This is a genomic window from Halococcus sp. AFM35, from assembly GCF_051195015.1.
In the GTDB taxonomy this organism is placed as follows: domain Archaea; phylum Halobacteriota; class Halobacteria; order Halobacteriales; family Halococcaceae; genus Halococcus.
Map to the genome: position 1 here is coordinate 15,870 of NZ_JBNTJU010000011.1, position 23,086 is coordinate 38,955.

18 protein-coding genes are annotated in these 23,086 nt (G+C 64.4%); 11 read left to right on the forward strand and 7 right to left on the reverse strand.

Annotated elements, in window-relative coordinates; translation table 11 throughout:
* Positions 1-39 precede the first annotated feature (39 nt).
* Genes ACQUQO_RS10230 through ACQUQO_RS10240 form a run of 3 tightly spaced genes read left to right on the forward strand, consistent with a single transcriptional unit; the run spans position 40 to position 1,969 of the window.
* Positions 40-555 (forward strand): transcription factor, encoded by a 516-nt coding sequence (locus ACQUQO_RS10230; protein ID WP_435077898.1) that lies wholly within the window; start codon positions 40-42, stop codon positions 553-555.
* Positions 555-1,220, forward strand: a complete 666-nt coding sequence (locus tag ACQUQO_RS10235; protein WP_435077900.1) for a DUF2110 family protein — start codon at positions 555-557, stop codon at positions 1,218-1,220. The genes ACQUQO_RS10230 and ACQUQO_RS10235 overlap by 1 nt, the downstream gene beginning before the upstream one ends.
* Positions 1,217-1,969 carry a DUF5803 family protein gene (locus ACQUQO_RS10240; protein ID WP_435077901.1) on the forward strand — a complete coding sequence of 251 codons (753 nt, stop codon included), beginning with the start codon at positions 1,217-1,219 and terminating at the stop codon, positions 1,967-1,969. The genes ACQUQO_RS10235 and ACQUQO_RS10240 overlap by 4 nt, the downstream gene beginning before the upstream one ends.
* A 67-nt stretch (positions 1,970-2,036) precedes the next feature.
* Here ACQUQO_RS10240 and ACQUQO_RS10245 read toward each other — a convergent pair whose 3' ends face one another.
* Positions 2,037-2,603, reverse strand: coding sequence for a thioredoxin family protein (locus ACQUQO_RS10245; RefSeq protein WP_435077902.1), 567 nt, complete (start codon positions 2,601-2,603; stop codon positions 2,037-2,039).
* A 137-nt stretch (positions 2,604-2,740) separates the two neighbouring features.
* Between ACQUQO_RS10245 and ACQUQO_RS10250 the strand changes: the two genes are divergently transcribed.
* The 4 genes from ACQUQO_RS10250 to ACQUQO_RS10265 all read left to right on the forward strand — a co-directional run bounded on the left by ACQUQO_RS10250 (position 2,741) and on the right by ACQUQO_RS10265 (position 9,589).
* Positions 2,741-6,205: a PAS domain S-box protein gene (locus tag ACQUQO_RS10250; RefSeq protein ID WP_435077903.1), complete on the forward strand. Its 3,465-nt coding sequence runs from the start codon at positions 2,741-2,743 to the stop codon at positions 6,203-6,205.
* Between the two features lie 70 nt (positions 6,206-6,275).
* Positions 6,276-7,865, forward strand: coding sequence for a bacterio-opsin activator domain-containing protein (locus ACQUQO_RS10255; protein ID WP_435077904.1), 1,590 nt, complete (start codon positions 6,276-6,278; stop codon positions 7,863-7,865).
* Between the two features lie 40 nt (positions 7,866-7,905).
* Positions 7,906-8,394, forward strand: coding sequence for an Lrp/AsnC family transcriptional regulator (locus ACQUQO_RS10260; RefSeq protein WP_435077905.1), 489 nt, complete (start codon positions 7,906-7,908; stop codon positions 8,392-8,394).
* Between the two features lie 55 nt (positions 8,395-8,449).
* A complete protein-coding gene (locus ACQUQO_RS10265; RefSeq protein WP_435077906.1) occupies positions 8,450-9,589 on the forward strand; it encodes a pyridoxal phosphate-dependent aminotransferase in 1,140 nt (379 codons plus the stop codon).
* Positions 9,590-9,602: 13 nt separating this feature from the next.
* Here ACQUQO_RS10265 and ACQUQO_RS10270 read toward each other — a convergent pair whose 3' ends face one another.
* Positions 9,603-10,832: an anion permease gene (locus ACQUQO_RS10270; RefSeq protein ID WP_435077907.1), complete on the reverse strand. Its 1,230-nt coding sequence runs from the start codon at positions 10,830-10,832 to the stop codon at positions 9,603-9,605.
* An 88-nt stretch (positions 10,833-10,920) separates the two neighbouring features.
* Here ACQUQO_RS10270 and ACQUQO_RS10275 point away from each other — a divergent pair, with 88 nt between their 5' ends.
* Genes ACQUQO_RS10275 through ACQUQO_RS10285 form a run of 3 tightly spaced genes read left to right on the forward strand, consistent with a single transcriptional unit; the run spans position 10,921 to position 16,752 of the window.
* On the forward strand, positions 10,921-13,020 hold the full coding sequence (locus tag ACQUQO_RS10275; RefSeq protein WP_435077908.1) for a type II/IV secretion system ATPase subunit: 2,100 nt from the start codon (positions 10,921-10,923) through the stop codon (positions 13,018-13,020).
* Entirely contained in the window at positions 13,017-15,020 is a 2,004-nt protein-coding gene (locus ACQUQO_RS10280) for a type II secretion system F family protein (protein ID WP_435077909.1), read from the forward strand. Before ACQUQO_RS10275 ends, ACQUQO_RS10280 begins: the two co-directional genes overlap by 4 nt.
* 37 nt (positions 15,021-15,057) lie before the next feature.
* Positions 15,058-16,752 (forward strand): hypothetical protein, encoded by a 1,695-nt coding sequence (locus ACQUQO_RS10285; RefSeq protein ID WP_435077910.1) that lies wholly within the window; start codon positions 15,058-15,060, stop codon positions 16,750-16,752.
* A gap of 35 nt (positions 16,753-16,787) precedes the next feature.
* Here ACQUQO_RS10285 and ACQUQO_RS10290 read toward each other — a convergent pair whose 3' ends face one another.
* From ACQUQO_RS10290 to ACQUQO_RS10300, 3 genes are read right to left on the reverse strand one after another with little or no spacing between them, the layout of a single operon-like run.
* A complete protein-coding gene (locus ACQUQO_RS10290) occupies positions 16,788-17,087 on the reverse strand; it encodes a hypothetical protein (RefSeq protein WP_435077911.1) in 300 nt (99 codons plus the stop codon).
* A 54-nt stretch (positions 17,088-17,141) separates the two neighbouring features.
* The gene (locus ACQUQO_RS10295) at positions 17,142-17,582 is read right to left on the reverse strand and encodes an adenylyltransferase/cytidyltransferase family protein (RefSeq protein WP_435077912.1); all 441 of its coding nucleotides are present in this window, start codon (positions 17,580-17,582) and stop codon (positions 17,142-17,144) included.
* Positions 17,579-18,061 carry a Mov34/MPN/PAD-1 family protein gene (locus tag ACQUQO_RS10300; RefSeq protein ID WP_435077913.1) on the reverse strand — a complete coding sequence of 161 codons (483 nt, stop codon included), beginning with the start codon at positions 18,059-18,061 and terminating at the stop codon, positions 17,579-17,581. The genes ACQUQO_RS10295 and ACQUQO_RS10300 overlap by 4 nt, the downstream gene beginning before the upstream one ends.
* 96 nt (positions 18,062-18,157) lie before the next feature.
* Here ACQUQO_RS10300 and ACQUQO_RS10305 point away from each other — a divergent pair, with 96 nt between their 5' ends.
* Positions 18,158-20,050, forward strand: a complete 1,893-nt coding sequence (locus tag ACQUQO_RS10305) for a DHH family phosphoesterase (protein ID WP_435077914.1) — start codon at positions 18,158-18,160, stop codon at positions 20,048-20,050.
* Here ACQUQO_RS10305 and ACQUQO_RS10310 read toward each other — a convergent pair whose 3' ends face one another.
* Complete coding sequence (locus ACQUQO_RS10310) at positions 20,051-21,682, reverse strand: phospholipase D-like domain-containing protein (RefSeq protein WP_435077915.1); 1,632 nt, start codon at positions 21,680-21,682, stop codon at positions 20,051-20,053.
* Positions 21,683-21,739: 57 nt separating this feature from the next.
* The gene (locus ACQUQO_RS10315) at positions 21,740-23,080 is read right to left on the reverse strand and encodes a HEAT repeat domain-containing protein (RefSeq protein WP_435077916.1); all 1,341 of its coding nucleotides are present in this window, start codon (positions 23,078-23,080) and stop codon (positions 21,740-21,742) included.
* Positions 23,081-23,086 lie beyond the last annotated feature (6 nt).

A 23,086-nucleotide genomic window follows, 5' to 3' on the forward strand; every position in this document is an offset into this window, starting at 1 on the left:
ACGATGGGTTTACACCGCTGGGTCGCCCGCATACGATAAATGGCGTTTGAGGAGCTTCTCGAAGACCCCGTCGTCCAAACCTATCTCCACGAACTCGTCGGTCCGCGTGGGATGCCCGTCGCCGCAGCGCCGCCAGACGGCGAGGTCACGGACGAAGAGCTCGCCGAGGAGCTCGACCTCGAACTCAACGACGTCCGGCGCGCACTCTTCATCCTCTACGAGAACGACCTCGCGGACTACCGACGGCTGCGCGACGAGGACTCGGGCTGGCTGACCTACCTCTGGACGCTCGAATACGGCTCCATCCCCGAGAACCTCCGCGAGGAGATGCACCGGCTGCTCGACGCGCTCGAAGACCGCCGCGAGTACGAGCGCAACCACGAGTTCTTCCTCTGTGAGGTCGATTCGATACGCTTCGAGTTCGAGGAGGCGATGGAGTTCGGCTTCGAGTGCCCGCAGTGTGGCTCCGAGCTCGAATCGCTCGACAACGACCACCTCGTCGAGGCGATGGACGAGCGCATCGACGACCTCCAGGCCGAACTCAACGTCGCCTGATGGTCGTCCTCGCCACCAAATGTTACGTCGAGGGTGACGCCCGCGAGCGCGCGCTCGACGGGCTACGCTCGCTGGTCGACAACGCCATCGGCGACCTCGCCGTCGAGTACGATATCGGTATCCGTCACGACGACTTCCCGAGCGTCACCGTCGAGGGCGAAGACAGCGTCATCGCCAGAAACGTCCTCGACGAGCAGTGGGGCACCATCACGTCGGATTTCGAGGCGGGTGAAACCTATACTGGTACTCTGGAATCGTGGGACGCATCGGGGTTCGTCCTCGACGCTGGCGAGGATATCCATGTGCCGAGCGCCGAACTCGGCCTCGGGCCGGGCACGCCCGAACAGGTCCGCACGCGCTTTGGACTCGTCCAGCACGTGCCCATGACCTTCGTCTACGGCGAGCCACACCGGCTGGCCGACGCCGAACGCGACCGGCTGTACGAGTGGTCGCGTGGCACCGGTCGAGTGAACGCCAACAGCGCGACGCGCGGCGAGGTGCGGGCGACCGTCAACCGCGCGGGCCACGCCAACGACATCGTTACTGTCGAGCGGCTTGGACTGCTGGAGCAGAGCATCGTCTGTGGCGAGGGCACCGACCCGCCCGGACTGCTGTCGGCCATTGGGGGATATCTCCCGGCCGAACTGCTCTGTGTCGTGCCATGAACCACAAGCGAGCGCTCGCCGGCCTCGTGCTGGTCGCCCTCCTCGTTCTCGCCGGCTGTTCGTCCGTTCTCGGGCCGGATCCGGTTGATAAACGCGCGCTCGCGGAAAACGAAACCTACGAGTGGGGAAGCGATGCGAACGCCTCGATCAACGTTACTGGGGGTGAGTACGAGGCCGTTTACGAGATCAACAACCGTTCGCAGTTCGCCGTCCACAGCCGCGACGGTCTCGGTCGCGAGGGACCGCTCGCCATCTCGGCGCTCAAGTTTCGGTATCCGGACGGAACGGTCGTCGGGGCGGCCTCACCGGCACTGAACGCGACCAATCAGGAGAAACGGACGGTGATTTCCCTGCCCGCACGGAACGGCAAGCTCGCCTTCAGCGCGTCCGCACAGGGCAAGCGCTTTGCGACGCAAACGTTCGTCACGGGAACCTACGAGGTGACGATTCCGAAGGGGATGCGCGTCGCCTACACGCCGCTCGCACGCGTCTCGCCCGGCGACTACCGGACGACACGCACCGACACCGGGCGGGTGCAGATTCGCTGGCCGGACGTCCAGAGCAACGCGGTCATCGTGCGGTATTACCTCCAGCGCGACCTCTATCTCTTCGCCGCCGGGGCCGCTGTACTCGTCGTGGTCGCGCTCGTCGGCGCGCTCTACTACCTCCGCCAGATACGTGAACTGGAGCGCCGCCGCGAGCAGGCCGGGCCGGACGTCGATACCGGCGAGGACGGTCCCGGACTCTGAACGGTCGGCACGCGACGACGCTCTGTCGATGGCTGGTGGTCGGGCCGCTCCTCGCTGTCGTCGGCTCCTATCCGTTCCACTTTATCGAACAGCCGCGCGAGGGCCGGAACTGCTGGTCGACCGGCACTCCTGCAAGCACCGACTCGATGGCTCCGGCCATCTCGAAACCGGGTTCGCCGGACGGGGACTCGTCGGGTCCGTGGGCGTCGTCGAGGCGGCCGTGGTAGGCGAGGGAAAACTCGTCGCCGTTTTCGAACAAGAACGGGTCGGGCGTACAGACCGCGCCGTAGGCCCGCGCGACGTCCTGCGATTCGTCGCGCAGGTAGGCGTCGTACTGGACAGTACTATCGGCGACGAGTTCCTGCATCTGTTCGAAGGAGTCGTCGGGATACGCCTCGCTGTCGTTGGGGTTGATGCCGACGACGGCCACGTCGTCGTAGGCCGCGGCAAGCCCGTTGAGCGCGTCGATTTTCGCCTGTGCGTACGGGCAGTGGTTGCAGGTGAAGACGACGAGCAGCGCCCGACAGTCGTCGAAATCCGCGAGCGTGTACGTCTCGCCATCCGTCCCCGGAAGTTCGAAGTCGGGGGCCGGGTCGCCGCGGTCGAGTTCCTGTGTGGATTCTTCGAGGACCATATCCCCTGTCACACCCGGGCGGCTGATATGCCTTACTCGGTGTCGCGGCCGGTCGGCAGCCAGCGCCCGTACGCCCCTCCCGAACGGTGAGCGGAGACAAGCTTTTCTCATTCCGGTGGCATTCGGACACAACGAGAATGACCGAGTCGATTTCGGTGTTGGTGGTCGACGACGAGTCGGCGGTCGCCGACCTTGCGGCCACGTATCTCGAACGCATCGAGAAGGGGATGACCGTCGTAACCGAGACGTCGGCAACGGCGGCGCTCGACCGCATCGCGGACGCGGACATCGACTGCGTCGTCAGCGACTACCGGATGCCGGGCATGGACGGTCTCGAACTGCTCGAAGCGGTGCGCGAGCGCCATCCAAACCTCCCCTTTGTCCTCTTCACTGGCGAGGGTGGTGAGGGTGTCGCCAGCGAGGCCATCTCGGCCGGCGTCACCGACTACCTCCCGAAAGGGACGGGCAGCGAGGGGTACGAGCTGCTCGCCAACCGCATCGGAAACGCCGTCGAGAGCTATCGCGCCGAGCGTGCGCTCGAACGCTCCGAGCGGAAGTACCGCTCGCTCATCGACGCCGCCCCGGATGCGGTGTTGGTGGCCGACGCCGACACTGGACGGATCGTCGAGGCGAACGCCGCCGCCGAGGCGCTGCTCGACCGGCCGCGCGAGGACATCGTCGGAACCCACCAGACGGCCCTCCATCCCGACGGGGAGGGGGAGCGCTACCGCGAGTTCTTCGAACGGCATATCGGCGCGCCGGGGAACGACGTCGTTCGGTTTCCCGACGGCTCTGACGTCCTGGTGGAGACTGCCGACGGCGGGACGGTGCCGGTCGAAATCCGTGCAACCGTCGTCGAAGTCGGCGAGCGAACGCTGCTGCACGGTGTGTTCAGGGACGTCTCCGCGCGCCGCGAGCGCGAGCAGGCACTCGACGAGGAGCGGGCGTTCACCGAGGCCATCTTCGAGGCGCTGCCGGACCCGGCGTACGCCGTCGGGGTCGACGGCACGATGGTTCGCTGGAACGAGGAGTTCGCGTCGGTCGTCGGCTACACCGACGCCGAAATCGCGGAGATGAACTACCACGAGTTCGTCCCCGGCGAGGACCACGACCGCATCGACGACCGCATCGAGAGCGTCATCGAGACGGGCGAAAGCGCCATCATCGAGTCGGCGCTCGTGACGAACGCCGGCGAGACCATCCCCCACGAGTTCAGCGGCGCGCGCTTCCGTGGGGGCGACACGAACGGCATCGTCGGCGTCGGGCGCAACGTCAGCGAACACCGGCGACGCGAGCAGGTCATCGCGGCGCTGCACGAGGCGACACGCCGATTCGTCGCCGCCGAGGACAGGAGAGGCATCGCCGCAAGCGTCACGGCGACCATCGAGGAAATCCTCGACTTCCCCATCGCCGTGGTCCGTTTCTACGACGAGGACCGGGACACCCTCGACCCCGTTTCCGTGACCGACGCGACGCAGGAACTGCTCGGCGACCGGCCGAGCTACGCGCGCGGCGAGGGGTTCCCGTGGCGGGCGTTCCGTGCCGACGAGGCGGTCGTCGTCGGCGAGGTGACCACCCCCGACGACGACATCCCGCTCCGTCACCGCCTGTACCTCCCGCTCGGGAGCTACGGGACGATTACCGTCGCCTCGCCGGACGAGCCGTTCGACGATACGACCATCAGGCTCGCGCGCGTGCTCGCGGCGAACGCGACGGCGGCGCTCGACCGCCTCGAACGCGAGGGGCGGCTGCGCCGCTACGGGCGGATGCTCGACGCCGCCGGCGACATGATATACACGCTCGACGCCGACGGGCGATTCAGAACGGTCAACGACACGCTCGTCGCCGAAACGGGCTATCCCCGCGAGGACCTCATCGGCGAGCATGCCTCGGTGTTGCTCGAAGCCGAGGACGTCGCCATCGGGCGGTCGCTGATTCAACGGCTGCTTTCGGAGGGACCGAGCGCCGTCAGCGACTCCTACGAGGCGACCGTCCGGGGTGCGAATGGGGGGACCATCCCGTGTGAAATCCAGCTCACGGTATTGGAGACCGACGCGGGATTCGAGGGCACCGTCGGCGTCATCAGGGATATCACGGCCCGCAAGCGCCACGAACGGCTGCTCGAAGCGCTCCACGACGCCACCCGGAAGATGATGGTCGCCACCACACGGCAGGCGGTCGCCGAGGTCGCCGTCACGACCACCGAGGACGTCCTCGACATGGAGCTGAACGGCGTCTGGCTCGAACAAGGGGGAGCGCTCCGTCCGGTGGCGATTTCGGACGCCGGGGACGAACTGTTCGAGTCGGTCCCGACCTACGATGGCGGCGGGAGCCTCGCGTGGGAGAGCTTCGAATCCGGCGAGATGCAACGCCACGACCGCGTCGACCGCGAGCCGAACGTTCACAACCCCGAAACGCCGATTCGAAGCGAGCTACTGCTGCCGCTTGGCGAACATGGCGTCCTGACTGTCGGGGCGACCGAGCCGGATGCGTTCGACGACCGCGACGTCTCGCTGGCGAAGTTGCTCGCGGCGAACACCGAGGCGGCCCTCGAACGCGCCGCACGCGAGCGCGACCTCGTCGTCGAGCGCGACCGCCTGACAGCCCTCTTCGAGAACGTTCCCGACGCGGCGCTGCGCTACGAACTCGTCGATGGCAGACCGATAACCAGACGGGCGAACGCACGCTTCGAGACGGTCTTCGGCTACGACGTCGAGGAGGTCCGCGGCGAGAACATCGACGAGTACATCGTCCCGGCCGGCCACGAGGAGAGCGCCGACGTGTTCAACGCGGCGCTCGCACGCGGCGAGAGCTGCCAGACGACCGCCCGACGGCGGACGGCCAACGGCGTGCGGGATTTCCTGTTGCACGTCGCGCCGTTCGACCCCGGCGAGCGAAACGGCGGCGGCTACGCCATCTATACGGACATCACCGACCAGAAGCGCCGCGAGCGCGACCTCGAACGCCAAAACGAACTGCTGGACGAGTTCGCGAGCGTCATCTCCCACGACCTCCGCACCCCGATGAGCGTCGCGCGCGGCCGGCTCGAACTCGCCGAAGACGACCACCACTCCGAGCACCACGAGGCGGCACTGTGGGCCATCGACCGGATGGACACGCTCATCGAGGACGTGCTCGCGCTCGCCCGACAGGGACGAATCATCGACGACACCGAACCCGTCTCGCTTTCGGACGTCGCCGAGCGGGCGTGGCGGACGGTCGCCACCGACGACGCGACCATCGACGTCGACGTTTCCGGGACGCTCGCGGGCGACCCCGACAGGTTGATACGATTGTTCGAGAACCTCTTTCGCAACGCCATCGACCACGCCGGCACGGACGTCCACGTCACCGTCGGCCCGACCGAAGCGGGGTTTTTCGTCGCCGACGACGGTCCCGGCATCCCCGAGAGCGAGCGCGAGCGCGTGTTCGAACACGGCTACTCGACGAGCGAGTCCGGCACCGGACTGGGGCTGATGATCGTTCGAAAGATCGCCAGCGCACACGGCTGGACGGTCTCGGCCGCCGATTCCGGGGATGGTGCCCGATTCGAGGTCCGCATCGACCAACACTGGAAGCACCGAACGCCGACGACGCAGTGATACGCTGGAAAACTATCGATTCGCCGGCATACTGTTTTTTGTTCATGGGTTCCCTGTGATATCACAGGTCGTGAGTGAACGGATTGACAGCGCCGAGACGGTTCACGTGCTCTTCGTCGACGACGAGCGCCACGTCGTCGAGACGGCAGCGATGGCGCTCGAACGGGTGAGCGAGGGGTTCGTCGTCCACACCGAGACGAGCGGCGACGCGGCGCTTTCCCGTCTCGACGCCGAGCGGGTCGACTGCGTCGTCAGTGACTACCGGATGCCGGGCATGGACGGTCTCGAACTGCTCGAAGCGGTGCGCGAGCGCCATCCCAACCTCCCGGTCATCCTCTCGACGGGAAAGGGAAGCGAGGACGTGGCGAGCGACGCCATCTCGGCGGGCGTCACCGACTACCTCCAGAAAGGTGGCGGTCTCGACCAGTACACGGTGCTCGCAAACCGCATCGAGAACGCGGTGGCGAAACACCGTGCCGAGCGTCGCCTCGAAAGCCAGCGCGACGAACTGGCGACGCTCGACCGCATCAACGTCGTCATCCAGGACATCATCCGGGGATTGGTCGCGGCGGCGACGCGCGAGGAGATAGCGGCCACGGTCTGTGAGCACATTGCGGCCGCCGAGCTGTACGAGTTCGCGTGGATAGCCGAACGCGACGCCAGCGGCGAGTTCGCCATCCGGACGGGGGCCGGCATCGATACCGGTGCTGTGGAGGTCGCCACCGCCGACGGTGGCGTGGCGGCGACGGCCGACGAGCTGCCCGAAACAGGGGTGGTAGAGGTCTACGAGAGCGGTGCGGGACCGTGGCAGGCCGACGCCAACGATGCCGAATCGATGGCGGCCGTGCCGCTGTCGTACAACGAAGTGGTCTACGGCGTGCTCGTCGTCGCGGCGACGCGCCCGAACGCCTTCTCCGAGCGCGAACGGGCTGCCTTCGCCGTGCTCGGCGAGGTGGCGGGCTTCGCCATCAACGCCGCCCAGAACATGAAGCTGCTGCTGTCGGACACGGCGGTCGCGCTCGAACTCCGTGTCACCGACGCGTCGGCGTTCTCCACGACGCTGACCGAGCGCCTCGACTGCCGGTACGTCATCGATGGCGTGGTTCCCGCGGCCGACAGCGCCGTGGTCCAGTACGTCACCATCGAGGGTGCAGACCCCGAGGGCGTGCTCGACCTCGCCGCGGCGTCGTCGGTCGTCGAGGACTGTCGGCTCGTCAGCACCCACGACGAGGGCGGTGTCTTCGAGGTCGTCACCCGGCAATCGCCGGTCAACACCGTCGTCAACATCGGCGGGACGGTCGGCGAGTACGACGTCACGGACGGCGTCGGGAACATGCTCGTCGAGGTCGCCCCCGAAACCGACGTGCGGGCGGTGGTCGATGCGTTCGAGCGCAGCCATCCGGGTTCGGAGCTGCTGTCGAAACACACCGTCGAACGGTCGCTCGACGACGCGAACGCTCGGCGGTCGGTCGAGGAACGCCTGACTGACAAACAGCGGGCGGCGCTGCGGGCGGCGTATTTCGCGGGCTACTACGACTGGCCGCGACGCTCGACGGCCGAGGATATCGCCGCCTCGATGGGCGTCTCCTCGCCGACGCTGCACAACCACCTCCGGAAGGCCCAGCAGAAACTGCTGGTCGGCTTTCTCGACGAGAGTTAATCGACGGAACGCTTTTGGTTCGCCGCGCTGGCGTCGCTGTATGGACACTCGCGCGGAACTGCTGGCACTTCTCCGTGAGAACGCGCGCTATACGACCGCCGACCTCGCGCGGATGCTCGGCGTCGACGAGGGCGAGGTCGTCGAGGGTATCGAGGACCTCGAAGCCGAGGGCGTCGTCCGGGGTTATCAGGCGGTCGTCGACTGGCGACGAACCGACCGCGAGCCGGTGCGCGCGCTGGTCGAGTGTAACGTCACGCTCGACCGCGAGACGGGCTATGACGACATCGCCGACCGGCTCGTCGGCTTTCCGGAAATCCAGTCACTCAGGCTCGTCAGCGGCGAGTACGATTTCTCACTAACTGTGGAGGCCGATTCGATGGGCGAGGTATCCAGATTCGTCTCCGAGAAGGTCGCACCCGTCCCCGAAATCACCCAGACGGTGACCCACTACCTGATGGAGTCGTACAAGGAGCGTGGCTTCGAGTTCAGTAGTGATAGGGACGACGACCGGCTGTCGGTCTCGCCATGAACGCCGAAACGGCGAAGCCGTTTCGAGCTCACCCTCGCCACCGGAGGTGGCTCGCGTGAAGGTGGCAGAGCGCGTCGAGCGTGTTCCACCCTCGGGGATTCGGCGCTTTTTCGAACTCGCCGAGGAGATGGACGACGTGATTTCGCTGGGCGTCGGCGAGCCGGATTTCACCGCGCCATGGAGCGCGCGCGAGGCGGCCATCGATTCACTGGAGCGGGGTCGAACCTCCTATACCGCCAATCGCGGGATGGCGGACCTCAGGGAGGCCATCGCCGAGCGCTCACGCGAGCGCTACGACCTCGATTACGACCCCGACGAGGAGGTACTCGTGACCGCCGGCGCGAGCGAGGCCATCGACGTGGCCTTCCGCGCGCTCGTCGACCCCGGCGACCGGGTGGCAATCGCCCAGCCATCCTACGTCTCGTACGTTCCCGGCGTGACCTTCGCCGGCGGCGAGCCGGTGCCGGTGCCGACCCGCGAGACGGACGACTTCGAACTCACCGTCGAGGTACTCGAAGAGCATGGGGCCGGCGACGCCGAGGCGCTCGTCTTTTGCTATCCGAACAATCCCACGGGTGCGACGATGAGCGAGCACGAACTCGAACCCATCGCCGCGTTCGCCCGTGAACACGATTTGACTGTGCTCGCCGACGAAATCTATGCCGACCTGACCTACGAGGGTGAACACACCTCGATAGCGACCCTGCCGGGAATGCGCGAGCGCACGGTCGTGTTCAACGGCTTCTCGAAGGCGTATGCGATGACCGGCCTGCGACTCGGCTACGCGCTCGCCCCGCCCGAAGCCATCACGGCGATGAACCGCGTCCACCAGTATTCGATGCTGTCGGCACCCACGACTGCCCAGTACGCCGCCATCGACGCGCTCGCCAACTGCGAGGACGCGGTGGCTGAGATGCGTAACCAGTACGACCGCCGCCGCCGGTTCGTGCTCTCGCGGTTCGACGAAATGGGCATCGACTGCTTCACGGCCAAGGGAGCCTTCTACGTCTTTCCCGAGAGTCCGTGGGCGGATGCGGAGGCGTTCGCCGAGGCGTTGCTCGAAGCCGAGAGCGTGGCGGTCGTTCCCGGTGGCGTCTTCGGCGCTGGCGGCGAGGGCCATCTCCGAGTCTCCTACGCCACGGGCATGAGCGAGCTGCGCGAGGCGATGGACAGAATCGAACGGTTTCTCGACTGAAGCTCGTTTTCGGCTACGCCCCGCCGTAGACGGGGAAGATTCGAAAGAGCAGATAGGAGGCAATCGCCGACAGCGAGGGCGTGAGAATCCAGAGCATCACGACCCGCCCCGTGGCAGACGGGTCGAAGAGGTCCTGCGAGGTGAGGTCGGTCGGCTCCTCGTCACCGATTGGTTGCACGCGCTCGCCTGCCCTGTCGCCGTCGGCGGCGCGGACACCGCTCGTCCGGTCTGGTGTCTCGGCGGCGAGCGCGCCCGTCGAGAGCGTCGCGCTCTCCTCGCCCTGGATGGCCGCCGAGGCGGCGTCGGCGATGGTCGTCGTCCGCGTCGCCCGCCCCCAGCCGAGTCCCACGATACACATCGTCGCGCTGACCGCGAGGCTCGCCGGGATGTCCAACGCCGAGAGACCGGTGATGATGGTGGCGCTCACGGTTGCGACGATGAGCGACGCTAGCAATGGGAGGTCGGTGAGGTCGTTGCCGACCGTATCGAGCGTGCGCCGGGCAATGGTGAACGAACCGATGGCGATAGCTGCCGCCGCGAGAATCACGCCCTGGCTGGCGGTAATCGTTCCGCCGCCGACGAGTGGCGCGACCGCGTTTGCGACGTTCGATGCGCCGGCGCTGAACGCCATGTAACAACTGATCACCAGCACGACGAGACTCCAGAACAGCTCTTTCCGGGTCGCATCCTCGGCGAGGCGTGGGACCGGAACCCGTCCGGAACTATCGATCCGGATAGGAGAACTCTCGGACTGGTCGAGCGCGAACCACTCACTGAGATAGGGATAGAAGTAGCGGCCGATGACCGCACAGATCCAAAACGCAAGCACGGGGGAAACGAGCCACCACGAGACGATTCGTCCCATCACGCCCCAGTTGAGGCTCCCGCTTGCGAGGCCGAGTCCCGCGATAGCTCCGACTGCCGTCATCGATGTCGAAGCGGGGACACCGAAGAGATTCGAGATGAGCAGCGCGAGACCAACGAAAAAGAGCACGCCGACGCTCGCCGCGAGCGTGAAATAGTTCTGTGGAATGATACCTTGGCTCATCGTGTCGATGACGCCCCGTCCGACCGTCCAGCCGCCGATGAGCGCGAACAGCGCGAACAGTCCGGCCGCACCGGTCTTCGAGACGAGGTGGCTGCCGACCGCCGGCCCGAACGCCACTCCTGTGGAGGAACCGCCGATGTTGAACCCGACGAAGACCGCGACCGCGAGACCGACGAGAAGGAGGACCGTGATCATATCGTCGATACTTTCGGGGATGGGTAAACGGTATCGTTCTCGACCGGCATGCAAGGGTTTTTGTACGATACCGCAGCCAGCATCCCCAATGTCGGATGGCGCGAACGAGGTCGGCGGCGGGGAAACGAGGAGTCGCCTCGCGGACGCGGCCGAGACCGCCCACGCCCTCGCCGGCGTCGTCGATACCCGGACTGTGGACACGAGCGCCGACCTCGACGAGGACGAATTTTTCGCCGGAACGAACGGGCGGACGACGATTGCAAACCGCTACGACCTCGAAAAGGCCGTTCCGACCGACCGCAAACCACATTTCCGGGAAGTGACGCGCTACTGGGTCAACGAACCCTATTCGTTCGTGGTCATCTTCCATTCGATGCGCGAAAACGAGGAGAAATACTACCTCGTCGAGCCGCATCTCACGCCCATCGAGGCGGAGCTACAGGAATTTCTCACTGGAAAACTCAAGACCGCCATCACGTACTCGGGCGACGACAGCGCCGTGGGGGACGACGACGCCGAGCGGACGAACGTCATCGAAGCCGAGACCGGTCGCCTGCTCGACCGGTATGACCTCTACGAGGGCTCCATCGCCGGCGCGGGAAGTTCGGGACTGTTTGGGAAACTGAAAGGGCTGTTCGGCGACAGCACGAACGATACTGACGGCGGGCGAGGGACTTCGGGTATTGCAGCCCGACCGGAGTCGGCGGTGCTCGACGAGGACGCGGCGACGCTCACCGAGTATCAGGTCGAGAAGCTACTGTACTACCTCAAACGCGATTTCACCGGCTACGAGCGCATCGACGGCATCAAGCACGACGTCAATGTCGAGGACATCTCGTGTGATGGGTACAACTCTCCAGTATTCGTCTATCACGCCGACCGCGAGCAGCTCATCACCAACGTCCATCACGGCGAGCGTGACCTCGACGATTTCGTGGTGAAGCTCGCCCAGCGCTCGGGCAAGGGCATCTCGAAACGCCAGCCACAGGTCGATGCCACCCTGCCGGATGGCTCGCGCGCTCAGCTCACCCTCGGCTACGAGGTCTCGGACCACGGCACCAATTACACGATTCGGCAGTTCAAAGACGTTCCCTTTACTCCTGTGGACCTCATCAACTGGCATACCTTCAGTCTGGAGGAGATGGCCTACATCTGGCTCTGCATCCAGAACAACAAATCGATGCTCTTCGCCGGCGGCACCGCGTCGGGCAAGACCACGAGTCTGAACGCCGTTTCACTCTTCATCCCGAGCAAGGCGAAGATCGTCTCCATCGAGGACACCAGAGAGCTGGAGATTCCCCAGCGCAACTGGGTCGCCTCGGTGACACGGCCCTCCTTCACCGGCGACGACGCCGGCGATATCGACGAGTTCAAGCTCTTGGAAGCATCGCTTCGCCAGCGGCCAGAATACATCGTGATGGGCGAAATCCGTGGCGAAGAGGGCCGGACGCTGTTCCAAGTGATGTCCACGGGTCACACCTCGCTCACGACCTTCCACGCCGACAACGTGGGAGAGGTCATCAAGCGCTTTACAACGGATCCCATCAACGTCTCGAAGACGATGTTCACTGCCCTCGATTTGGTGAGCGTCCAGACCGCGACCCGGGTTCGAGGCACGAAGGTCCGCCGGAACACGGCACTGACCGAAATCAACTACTACGACGCCGAAAACGACGAAATCAACGTCCAAGACGTCTATCAGTGGCAAGCCGAGACCGACGACTACCTCCGAATGGGCACGTCGAGCACGCTCGAAGAGATAAAGTTCGACCGCGGCTGGAGTCAGGAGCGCCTCTCAGAGGAACTGTTCCGGCGGAAGGTCGTGCTCGCCTACCTCGTCGACCGCGGTCTCAACACGTACACGCAGGCCGCCGCCACCCTGCAGGGGTTCATCAACGACCCCGATGCGATCTTGACCCTCATCGCGAACAACCGACTGGAGGAGAGTCTGGACGATCTCCGAGGTATGGAGAGCGTCCTCATCGACACCGACCCGGCAAAGGAGGCGATGGTGCCACGGCCGGACCCGAGCGAGGAGTTGCGCGAGCACACCGCATCGATTCTCGATGAAGCCGAAGACCGCCTGTTCGCCGAGTACGACGACCGCGAAACGCCGGGGCTGGCTGCCGCCATCGCCGATGGCGGACGAACAGGGGCCGACTCCAACGGCACGGAGGAGATGGAGTGAGCTACGGAACCGACGGATTTGGAAACCGCTCGCGGACGCTCGGCGACCGGTTCTATCCGCTGTATCGGTGGTTGTTCGACGAGGACGGAGATTTCGCCGACGACATGGAGCGGAAACTGGCCGCGGCGCGCATGCCCGATACGGTGGAAATGTACCTCTCGCGGGCGCTCGCGGTCGGCGTCATCGCCGGCGCGGTGCTGTGGCTAGTCGCCACGCTGTCGGGCTATCTGGCCGTCGAGCTCTTCGTGACGGGAACGCCGAAACTCACCGACCTCCGGGTGCTTCACGGCACGGCATTGGATGTCTTCGAGGCGGTGAAGCTACCGCTGCTCGTATTGGTCTCGGGGTTGGTCTGTGGGCTGGTCGGCTTCGTCGCCGGCTTCGGCACGCTCGTCGCCGTGCCCTACTTCCGGGCGAGTTCGCGCAAGCGCGAAATCAACATGCTGCTCGCTGATTCGGTCTCCTTTATGTACGCGCTGTCGATTGGTGGGCTGAACCAGCTCGAAATCTTCGAGGCGATGGCGCGGGCCGACGACACCTACGGCGCGGTCGCAAAGGAGTTCGAGAGCATCCACTTAGAAACCGAATACTTCGACACCGATTATCGAACAGCCATCAGGAAACAGGCGCTCAGAACCCCGAGCGAGGAGCTGAGCCAGTTCCTGACGGACATGCTCTCGATTATCGACTCCGGCGGCGACATGACCGGTTTTCTGAACGACAAGAAGGACAAGCACCTCCGAACCACCAAACAGGAGCAGTCGCTCGTTCTCGAAACGCTCGAACTCTTTGGGGAAATGTACATCACCCTCTCGGTGTTTCCGCTCCTTCTCATCATCATTTTGGTGGTTATGAGCATGATCGGCGGCTCACAGACCGCGCTGCTGTATATGACCGTCTATGGACTGGTGCCGCTCATCGGTATCGGCTTCACAGTATTGGTTTCGACGGTCAAACAGGACGAGGTCGGCGACGGCTATCTCCGCCCCGACGGCGGCGACGAGCGCGGGGCGAAGACGGGTATCGAGCGCATCACCGACCTCGGACTCGTCGAGCGCTACACCGGTTCGTACGGGGTCTTCGACCGCATCGAGAGTCGTGAGGGGACGTACCGAACGGCGGAACTGCTCACGAAGCCCCACTACTTCTTCCGTGACCATCCGCTTGCCGTGCTCGCGCTCACGCTGCCGGCCTCGGCCGTGCTGGTCGCCTTCGGTGTCATTTCGGGGCGTGCGCCGACCTCGATTGACGGGTTTATCGCGAACTCCGTCGGTGGCACCTTCGTCTGGGTGTACGTTCCGCTCTACGTGAACTGCCTGCCGGTAGCGGTGTTCTACGAGTGGAACGTTCGGACTCGACGACACATCACGGGCAAGCTTTCGGAGAACCTCCGTAAACTGTCGAGCGCGAACAGCACGGGACTCACCCTCTTGGAATCGTTGAAACTCGTCGCCGATACCTCCTCGGGTCGGCTTGCCGAGGAGTTCCGCACGATGCATACCAAGGTGAATTACGGGACGAGCCTGACGACGGCGCTGGTCGAGTTCAACAACAAGTATCACATCCCGCGGCTCGCGCGCACGGTGAACGTCGTCGGCAAGGCACAGGAAGCATCGAGCCAGATAACGGAGGTGCTCTCGACGGCCGCGCGCGCGAGCGAAAACCAGGACGACATCGAGCGCGAGCAGCGCTCGCAGGCTCGGATGCAGGTCGTCATCATCGTGATGACCTTTTTCACGCTGCTCGCGGTGATGGCTATCCTGAAGGTGAACTTCCTCGATACGATTGCGGGTCTCGACACGAGCGGTGCGGCGTCGGCCGGACTCGGGGCGAGCATCGACGTCGAACTGATGGGGATGCTCTTCTTCCACGCGGTGACGATTCAGGGCATCATGTCGGGGTTCATCGCGGGCTACATCCGCAGCGGCGACCTGCTCACGGGCGCGAAGTTCGCCGTGGTGTTGCCAACCTTTGCGCTCGTCATCTTCGCGGTGGTATAAAATGAGGGATACACTCAAACAGCGACTGAAACGGTTCGTGGACGACGAGCGCGCGGTCTCGCCGGTTGTGGGATTCGTGTTGATGTTCGCGCTGGTGATGATCGTCTTCACGCTCTATCAGTCGAGCGTCGTCCCGGCACAGAACGAGGAAGTCGAGTTCAAGCACTCTCAGACTGTCGAGGGGCAGATGAGCAAGTTGAGCGGTGCGATCCAATCGGCCAGCGCCGACGGTGCATCCCGCTCACAGACCGTTGCTATCGGAATGAACTACCCGACACGCGCACTCGCTATTAATCCGGGGTCGCCAGCGGGGACGTTGCGAACGAGTAAATCACACACAATCAACATTACTGGTGTCAACGTCAAGGGCAGCAAATACTGGGATGGTTCGGATAATTCTAATGATTTCAAAACGCGGTCACTCTCCTATGCTATCAATTACAACGTGTTGCAGAGTAGCCCAAAGTTCACGATTGCCAACGGCGTAGTGTCGAAGAGCTATGACTCTGGAACGCTCGCCGTTGGCGATTCGACTGCGGTGCTTCCAGGAACCCAGCATCAAATCGACCTGACACTGCTCGGCGGCGACTACCAGAAGAACGGGTTGACGGCGAATCCGACGGTTAAACCGATTAGCACCTCGACGCAGTATCTGGACTTTACAGCAAAAGATAGCACAGAGATCGAACTCGGCACCAGCCTTTCGGAATCTGAGTGCAAGGACAAATGGTCCGACCTGATCGGGGAAGACTACAACGAAATCGATGGTTCGAGTGATGGCGATAATAAGGACGACAACAGTCCCAACTCAGCTATCGATTGTTCAGGAGGCGATCCTATCATGACGCTCGAAAAAGACGAGGATTACACGCTCCGTATTTCGAAAATTGGCTTCGGGGATACCAGTGGGCTTTCCAGTGCTGCTGATGCACACGAGGTCATTCCGACGGAAAATACGGATGAAGACCCGTCAGACTCGGACCCTCGGATGGACGACACGACAGCCGAACTCAGCGCGACGCCCGGAAAGAAAAAGTCGTTCACCGTGCTCGTCCGAGACAAATACGGCAACCCAGTCAGCGATGCAACGGTCAGCACAGACAATTCTGGAACAGACGTGGCTTCCGGAACAGTTGAGGATTCTTCGACCACAAACGATCAGGGAAAGGTAAATTTCACCTACACACCGAAATCGGGAGCGAGCGGTACGAAGACCATCGTTGTCAGTTTACCGAAAGCAGGCTCGAACTTGAAAGCTACGTATAAATTTAATGTCGCAGACGACAACAGCGACAATTCGGACGACATCGGTGGCGATATTGACAACGGCTACGCGCTCCCCGACTCGCGGCGCGTCACAATCGACAGCGCCACCGCCAAGGGAAGCAATTCAGTCGAGTTCGAGTTTATCAACAGGGGTGACGTGGACATGACGATCACGGAGATACAGTTCCACGGCTACGTGGGTCACTTCCCAAGTTCGGACTTCGCTACAACTGGCACGTTCGGGGATACTGCTGTCGAACTCAATGGCGAGACAGTAACATTGAACAGTCCGGTCTCTATCGAGAACAGAACAACGACTGACGACACGACAACAGCCACGCTGAGTGGTCTTGACGTAAATAATGTCAAGACTGGTCTATTGACCACCAGCGTCAAGTACGAATACACGGTGGATGGAGAGACGAAGACAGATACTGCGACATACTCCGTCCCCGTATTGTCGTAGCCAGCGACGACCAGATATAGGGCATCGAGACTTACTCACTCGGGCGCGTACCGCCAGACCGCGGTACCGGGCCCGGGCGGCGAGACGCCGGGGAGTTCGCCCAACAGCGGCATGACGAGGCTCTCATACCACGTGTCGGCGTCGAGTCCCGCATCGCACCGCGGATAGACGTTCCCTACCAGCGCGAGCCGCGAGACCGTGCGGTGGGTGAGGAGGTGTTTGTAGGCGGCGAGGACGGCGTCGTCGCGGGTGGGTGTCCGGTCGAGCGGACAGTGCCGATAGGAGAGCGCCTCGACGACCGCTCGCGTGTCCGTCCGGTGGGTGGTGCTCGACATGCTCTCACCGATTTGGCGCTACACAAAAAGCGTCAGTCAGACGCGCGTCGGACGTCAACAGCGCTGCTCGCGGATGCGCTCGATGATTTCACCCGTGGAGAGCACCTCGCCGTCGAAGCCCGGCCCGCGGTCCGACGCACGCTCGACCGCACAGTCGATGCCGCGTTCGACGAGTGCGCTCTCGATACCCGCCTCGTCGTGGTGCTGGTCGTGGCCGAGCACGATGACGTCGGGGTCGATGCGCTCGATTGGCACGAAGATGTCCTCCCTGTCCCCGAGGAGAGCGCTATCGACGGGGTCGAGCGCGGCGACCATGTCCCGGCGTTGGCGGTCGGGGAGAATCGGTGTTTGCTTGTGTGTGACGTTCTCCCGGCGGGCGATTATCACGTGCAGAACGTCACCCATCGCCGCCGCTTCGCGGAGGTAGTGGAGGTGACCCGGATGCAGGATATCGAAGGTACCCTGTGCAACGGCCGTCGTGGGTTCGTCGTTCATCGGAGTTCCTCGTCGATGTCCGCCTGTGTGAAATCGAAGAAGTCCCCGGGGTCGGGCAGCGAGACGTCGAGCACCGGCAGGTCGCGCTCGTCGCCCTCGCGGTCGAACGCGCGCCAGTCGTCGGGACCGTAGGGTGCACCGAGAATGATGTGTGCGTCGCCCTTCCCGAACGTAGTGCGGTCGGCGGCGCTCGGCCGGAGGACGCCGTTTGGATGGGAGTGAATCGAGCCAGCGGCGCGCATGTCGTTTGGCACGAGGCTCGTCTTCACCGTGGCGCTGACCGGATTCGACTCCGTGCCGGGGATGACCAGCACGTCGGTGATCACCCTACCGGCGTCGTCGACTCCGAGTTCGCCGGCCGGTTGGCTGCGCAGGAGACCCATGTACTCGTTCGGATGGGTCTCTTCGGCCGCCGAGCGGGCGAACTCCAGAGTGTCGGCGGCAATGCCGAGCAGGTCGCGTGACCGGAACAACCCCATATATGGACACGTCGCCCGGCGTCCATCTAAGCGTTCCGAAGCCGACGGACGCGTTTGCCAAGCGTTAAAGTCGGTCGCGGCAAACGACTGCCAAGAATGTCTACTCCATCCCGCTCCGAAACATCCGGGGACGTCCCCGTCTACGACCTCGCTCCCGACTGTACCGTCGAGGACATCGAGGAGGGCGCGTGCTACCGCGCGACCGTCAACGGCGTCGTCGAGTACGGAATCTTCGTCGACCTCTCGGAGTCGGTCTCGGGACTCGTCCACGAATCGAACCTCGATGGAAGCTACGCCGTCGACGACGACCTGACTGTACGACTCGTCGAGGTCAGGGCGAACGGCGACCTCGGGTTCGAGTCGGTTTCCATCGAAGACCCCGAGACGACCCGCGTCGAACACGACCCCGACGTCACGGCTGCCGACGAACTCGGTCGTCGAGAAGGAGAGACGGTCACCGTCGAGGGCGAGCTCGTTCAGATCAAACAAACCGGCGGGCCGACCGTGTTCACGCTGCGCGACGGTAGCGGCATCGTCCCGTGTGCAGCCTTCGAATCTGCTGGCGTCCGCGCTTATCCCGACTTCGACCTCGGCGATATCGTCAGAATCGCTGGCACGGTCGAGCGCCGCGAGGGAGCACTCCAGATAGAGGTCGAATCGCTCGAAGCGCTCGACGACAGTGGAGAGATCCGCGAGCGCCTCGACAGCGCGCTCGAACGGCGGGCAGCGCCCCACGACGTGCAGCCGCTCATCGACTGGCCCGCACTCGACAAGCTTCACGCCGACCTTGAAGCCGTGGCGACCCGCCTGCGCCGGGCGGTCCTCGAAAACCGGCCGATTCGCATCCGCCATCACGCCGACGGCGACGGGATGTGTGCGTCGATTCCCGTGACGCTCGCGCTCGAACAGTTCATCGAGGAAGTCCACGGCGACCCGTCGGCGGCGCGCCACCTGCTCAAGCGCCTGCCGAGCAAGGCTCCCTATTACGAGATGGAGGACGTCACCCGCGATTTGAATTTCGCGCTCGGCGACCGCGAGCGCCACGGCCAGCAGCTCCCGCTGCTGGTGATGCTCGACAACGGCTCGACCGAGGAGGACGTGCCGGCCTACGAGGCGCTCGCCCAGTACGACATCCCCATCGTGGCCGTCGACCACCACCATCCCGACCCCGATGCGGTCGGGGGGTTGCTCACAGAACACGTCAACCCCTACCTCCACGGCGAGGATTATCGAATTACGACTGGGATGTTGTGTGTGGAACTCGCCCGGATGATTCATCCGGACATCACCGACGAGCTCACCCACGTGCCGGCGGTCGCCGGTCTCACCGACCGCTCGGAAGCCGATGCAATGGCCGATTACCTCGCCCTCGCGCACGAGGCGGGCTATGACGAGGACGACCTGCAAGCAGTCGGCGACGCACTCGACTATGCAGCGCACTGGCTGCGCTATAGTGCCGGCGAATCACTCCTCACGGACGTGCTCGGCGTCGATGCCGCCGACGGTTCCCGACATACCGAACTCGTCGAGTTCTTCGCCGAGCGAGCCGAACGCGACACCGACGAACAGCTCGATGCCGCCATGCCCCACGTCGAGAGCACGAGTCTCGACAACGGCGCGGACCTCTATCGCATCGACGTCGAACGCTACGCCCACCGGTTTACCTACCCCGCCCCCGGCAAGACCACGGGCGCGATTCACGACCGCAAGGTAGCCGACAGCGATGGTCCCGTTATCACTGTCGGCTACGGTCCCGACTTCGCCGTGCTCCGGAGCGATGGCGTGCGTCTCGATATCCCGCAGATGGTCGAGGAGCTCGAAGCCGAAACCGACGGCGGCGTCAGCGGCGGCGGCCATCTCGTGGTTGGCTCCATCAAGTTCGTGAAGGGAATGCGCGAGGAGGTCCTCGACGCGCTCGAAACGAAGATGGGTGCAGCCGAACTCGACGAGGAACTCGGTAGTGCCTCGGTCGCCGGCTTCGAGGACTGATTACTCGAAGTCGATACGGCGCGCGACGACGGCGGCGAGCAGCGCCACGCCGATCACCGCCGCAACCACGCCCACCGGCAGCGGCGTCTCGATGCTGGTGTCGAGACCGCGCTCCTCGCCGCCCGTCCAGTCGGCATCGAACACCCGGCCGTAGTACTTTCCTGCCTCCTCGCCGTCGAGTACGAGCGCGACCTCCCGATTCTGGCGGGCGGAGTTGTTGTTCCAGTTCATGCTTCCCACGACCACCTCCTCGCCGTCGATGATGACGCCCTTGGCGTGGATCTTCTCGAAGCGTGACCCCGACTCGGCGACCTTGGCTTCGAGCGGGAGGTTCTCGGCATTGGCCTTTCGATTCAACCACTCGGCGAGCGCGCCGTTGTCCTCTTCGGAGTACCACGCACCGCCGAGCAGGATGCGAACATCGACACCACGTTCGGCCGCCCGAATTGCTGCTCTGAGGAACGGCTGTTTTCGGCTGCCGATGGAGGCCTGCACGATATCGATTGATTCATCGGCTCCGTCGAGTCGTTCGATGAGAGCGCTCTCGGCGTTGTCGGGCGCGGCGAGCAGCTGTGTGCTCTCGATACTCACGTTCTGTGGCTCGAAGGTCGTCGGATAGCTCTCGTTTGCGGTTTCGTCTTCCTCGAACGTGCGGTTCGCGCGGAAGGTGCTCCACGAGGCGGTGTCGCGCCAGTCGGCGTCCGCACGGAACACCGCGGCGAGTCGGTCGGCAATCTTTCCCTCGACGACCGCACCCCAGCCACGACTCGACCGCCCGCCGGTACCGGACGGTTTCCAGTTCTCGGTCATGACGAGCGCGCGGTCATCGACGACCGCGTACTTCGGATGGTGGAAATCGTATCGTGCCCAGTCGCCGCCGATGACCTCGACGGGGACACCGGCACGCGTGAGGTTATCGAGTACCCGTCCCTGGCGCTCGCTGATGCCACCGACGGGCGCGTCGTCGAGCAGTACCCGCACCTCGACGCCACGTTCGGCGGCCCGTTTTAGCGCACGCGCGGCGCGTTCGGAGGCAAAGGAGTACCCCGCGAGCAGGATGCGTTCCTGTGCGGAATCGAGCACGTCGATGGGAACGCCGGGCGCGTCGGGCAACACGAACGCCCGCGCGGTCGAAGCGTTGGACCGTACCGCCCGGAAATCCGTCGCGCCGCGGTGCTCCCACGCCCAACCGCCAGCGGTCCGATTCCACACCTCGGCGTCCGGCGCGTCCTCGTAGGTCGTTGTATCGACGACTTCTCCACCGTCGGTGAGCGCGAGTTCCTCGCCGCCATTGGCGAGGCTCGGCGATTCGTTCACCGCCAGCACCGGCACGGAGAGGTTGGTGGCGTTCGGGTCGTCCGTCACCGCCACCTGTCCCTCGACGGTCGTGTTCGAAAGCGCAACCGTCGTCTCGCCGTCGCTGAGCGTCCACCCCGAGAGGTTCGTCTCTCGTGGAACATCGAGCAGGACGTACTCGCCCGCGTCGTCCTCGGCAAGCGGGTTCGGATAAATTGCCTCGATGTGTGGTCCGTCGGGCTGTTGCTCGGCCGATTCGTTGTCCGCGGCTATCGCCGACCCGCTCAGCGATGCGACGACGAGAACGGCCGCGAGTACGGCAGCACGGAACGTCACGCGCGGGGATGGTTCCGTCCGGATATATAAACTCTCGCGCCGCCGGCCGAGCGGGATTCAGGCGGCCGTTTCGGGTGTGTCTTCGGTCATCGCGCGGTCTGCCTTCTCGGCTTCGCTCTGGACGAGAAACGAGCGGTCGTCGGCGTGCTCGCGGGCGGCGTCGAGCGCGTCTTCGGTGCCGATCTGATTGAGCGCCCACGCCGCGCTCGCGCGCACCGAGTTCGACTCGTCGTCGGAGAGCACATCCGCAAGCGGCACGATGGCACGCGTGTCACCGATGAGTCCGAGCGCGCGCGCCGCGTTCGAGCGCACGGTCTCGTTATCGGCTACCAACCTATCCGCGACCGGCTGTGTCGAATCCGACGAGCCGATCTCGCCGATGGCCTTGATGGTGACCTTCTGGAGCGCCGGGTCGCTCTCGCCCTCGATGTACTCGTGGAGCGTATCGAGCGCGCGCTCGTCGCCGATCTTCCCGAGCACCTCGATGGGCGGCTTGTTGCGCTTCTGGGCGCGTTGTTCCATTTCGTCGTAGGCTGCGGGCGTTCCCATTCGCTTCAGCGACTCGATGCAGTGTGCCTCCATGAAGTCCGAGCCGAACATGTCGAGACCCCGCAGAATGGGTTCGGGTTCGTTCCGTTTCTCGTAGATCTTGATGGCGTTCCACTCCGGCGGGAAGTCCTTTCTGGCATCGGGCGTGAGCACGTCGTAAAACCCCTCGACAGTGAGTTTCTCCCGAACTGTGAGGTCGTCCCACTCCTCGGCGTCGTCGAGACCTGTCGTGAGTTCGTCGGCCGCCTCGACGAGTTCGCCGACGGTCTCGGCGTCCTCGTCGGGGTCCAACTCCCGATTTTCGATGGTCTCGTTCACCTCGCCGAGCGCCGTCGCGAGGGACTCGGGGTCGTCGTCCGCTGCCGAGAACTCCTCGCCGAGGCTCTCGCCGGCGCTATCGAGGAACGACTGGACAGTCTTGGCCACCTCACCTTCGCCCTGCTCGGTCCAACGCGTCTCGGTGAGCGTCGATTGTGAGCCCTCGATCTCCTCGACGGCGTCCTCGGCGTACGGCCCGCGCTGGCCGTCGAGTGCCTCGCGCAGTTCCGTCACTCTGGATTCGAGTTCCTCGCGCGGGTCTTCGGCGTCCTCCTCGTCCTCGTCGGGTTCGGGCAGGTCGGCCGCCTCGATGTCCTCCTCGGCGCTATCGAGGTCGCCCTCCACTGCATCGAGGTCCGCTTCGGTGTCGGCCTCGTCGAGAGCGGTCTCGACCTCGTCGAGGCGTTCGTCGAGTGCCTCTGGTGTTCGTGCCTCCAGCTCGTCCGCCTCCTGCTCGGTTTCCTCGGACTCGGCCGGGGTCTTTTCGGTTTCTTGATCAGTTTCGTCCGCAGGCTCGTCCCCGTCGCTCATGGACGG

Coding starts and splice junctions, on each gene's coding strand:
- ACQUQO_RS10230 (WP_435077898.1), top strand. CDS start 40: ATGGCGTTTGAGGAGCTTCTCGAAGACCCCGTCGTCCAAACCTATCTC.
- ACQUQO_RS10235 (WP_435077900.1), top strand. CDS start 555: ATGGTCGTCCTCGCCACCAAATGTTACGTCGAGGGTGACGCCCGCGAG.
- ACQUQO_RS10240 (WP_435077901.1), top strand. CDS start 1,217: ATGAACCACAAGCGAGCGCTCGCCGGCCTCGTGCTGGTCGCCCTCCTC.
- ACQUQO_RS10245 (WP_435077902.1), bottom strand. CDS start 2,603: ATGGTCCTCGAAGAATCCACACAGGAACTCGACCGCGGCGACCCGGCC.
- ACQUQO_RS10250 (WP_435077903.1), top strand. CDS start 2,741: ATGACCGAGTCGATTTCGGTGTTGGTGGTCGACGACGAGTCGGCGGTC.
- ACQUQO_RS10260 (WP_435077905.1), top strand. CDS start 7,906: ATGGACACTCGCGCGGAACTGCTGGCACTTCTCCGTGAGAACGCGCGC.
- ACQUQO_RS10270 (WP_435077907.1), bottom strand. CDS start 10,832: ATGATCACGGTCCTCCTTCTCGTCGGTCTCGCGGTCGCGGTCTTCGTC.
- ACQUQO_RS10275 (WP_435077908.1), top strand. CDS start 10,921: ATGTCGGATGGCGCGAACGAGGTCGGCGGCGGGGAAACGAGGAGTCGC.
- ACQUQO_RS10290 (WP_435077911.1), bottom strand. CDS start 17,087: ATGTCGAGCACCACCCACCGGACGGACACGCGAGCGGTCGTCGAGGCG.
- ACQUQO_RS10295 (WP_435077912.1), bottom strand. CDS start 17,582: ATGAACGACGAACCCACGACGGCCGTTGCACAGGGTACCTTCGATATC.
- ACQUQO_RS10300 (WP_435077913.1), bottom strand. CDS start 18,061: ATGGGGTTGTTCCGGTCACGCGACCTGCTCGGCATTGCCGCCGACACT.
- ACQUQO_RS10305 (WP_435077914.1), top strand. CDS start 18,158: ATGTCTACTCCATCCCGCTCCGAAACATCCGGGGACGTCCCCGTCTAC.
- ACQUQO_RS10315 (WP_435077916.1), bottom strand. CDS start 23,080: ATGAGCGACGGGGACGAGCCTGCGGACGAAACTGATCAAGAAACCGAA.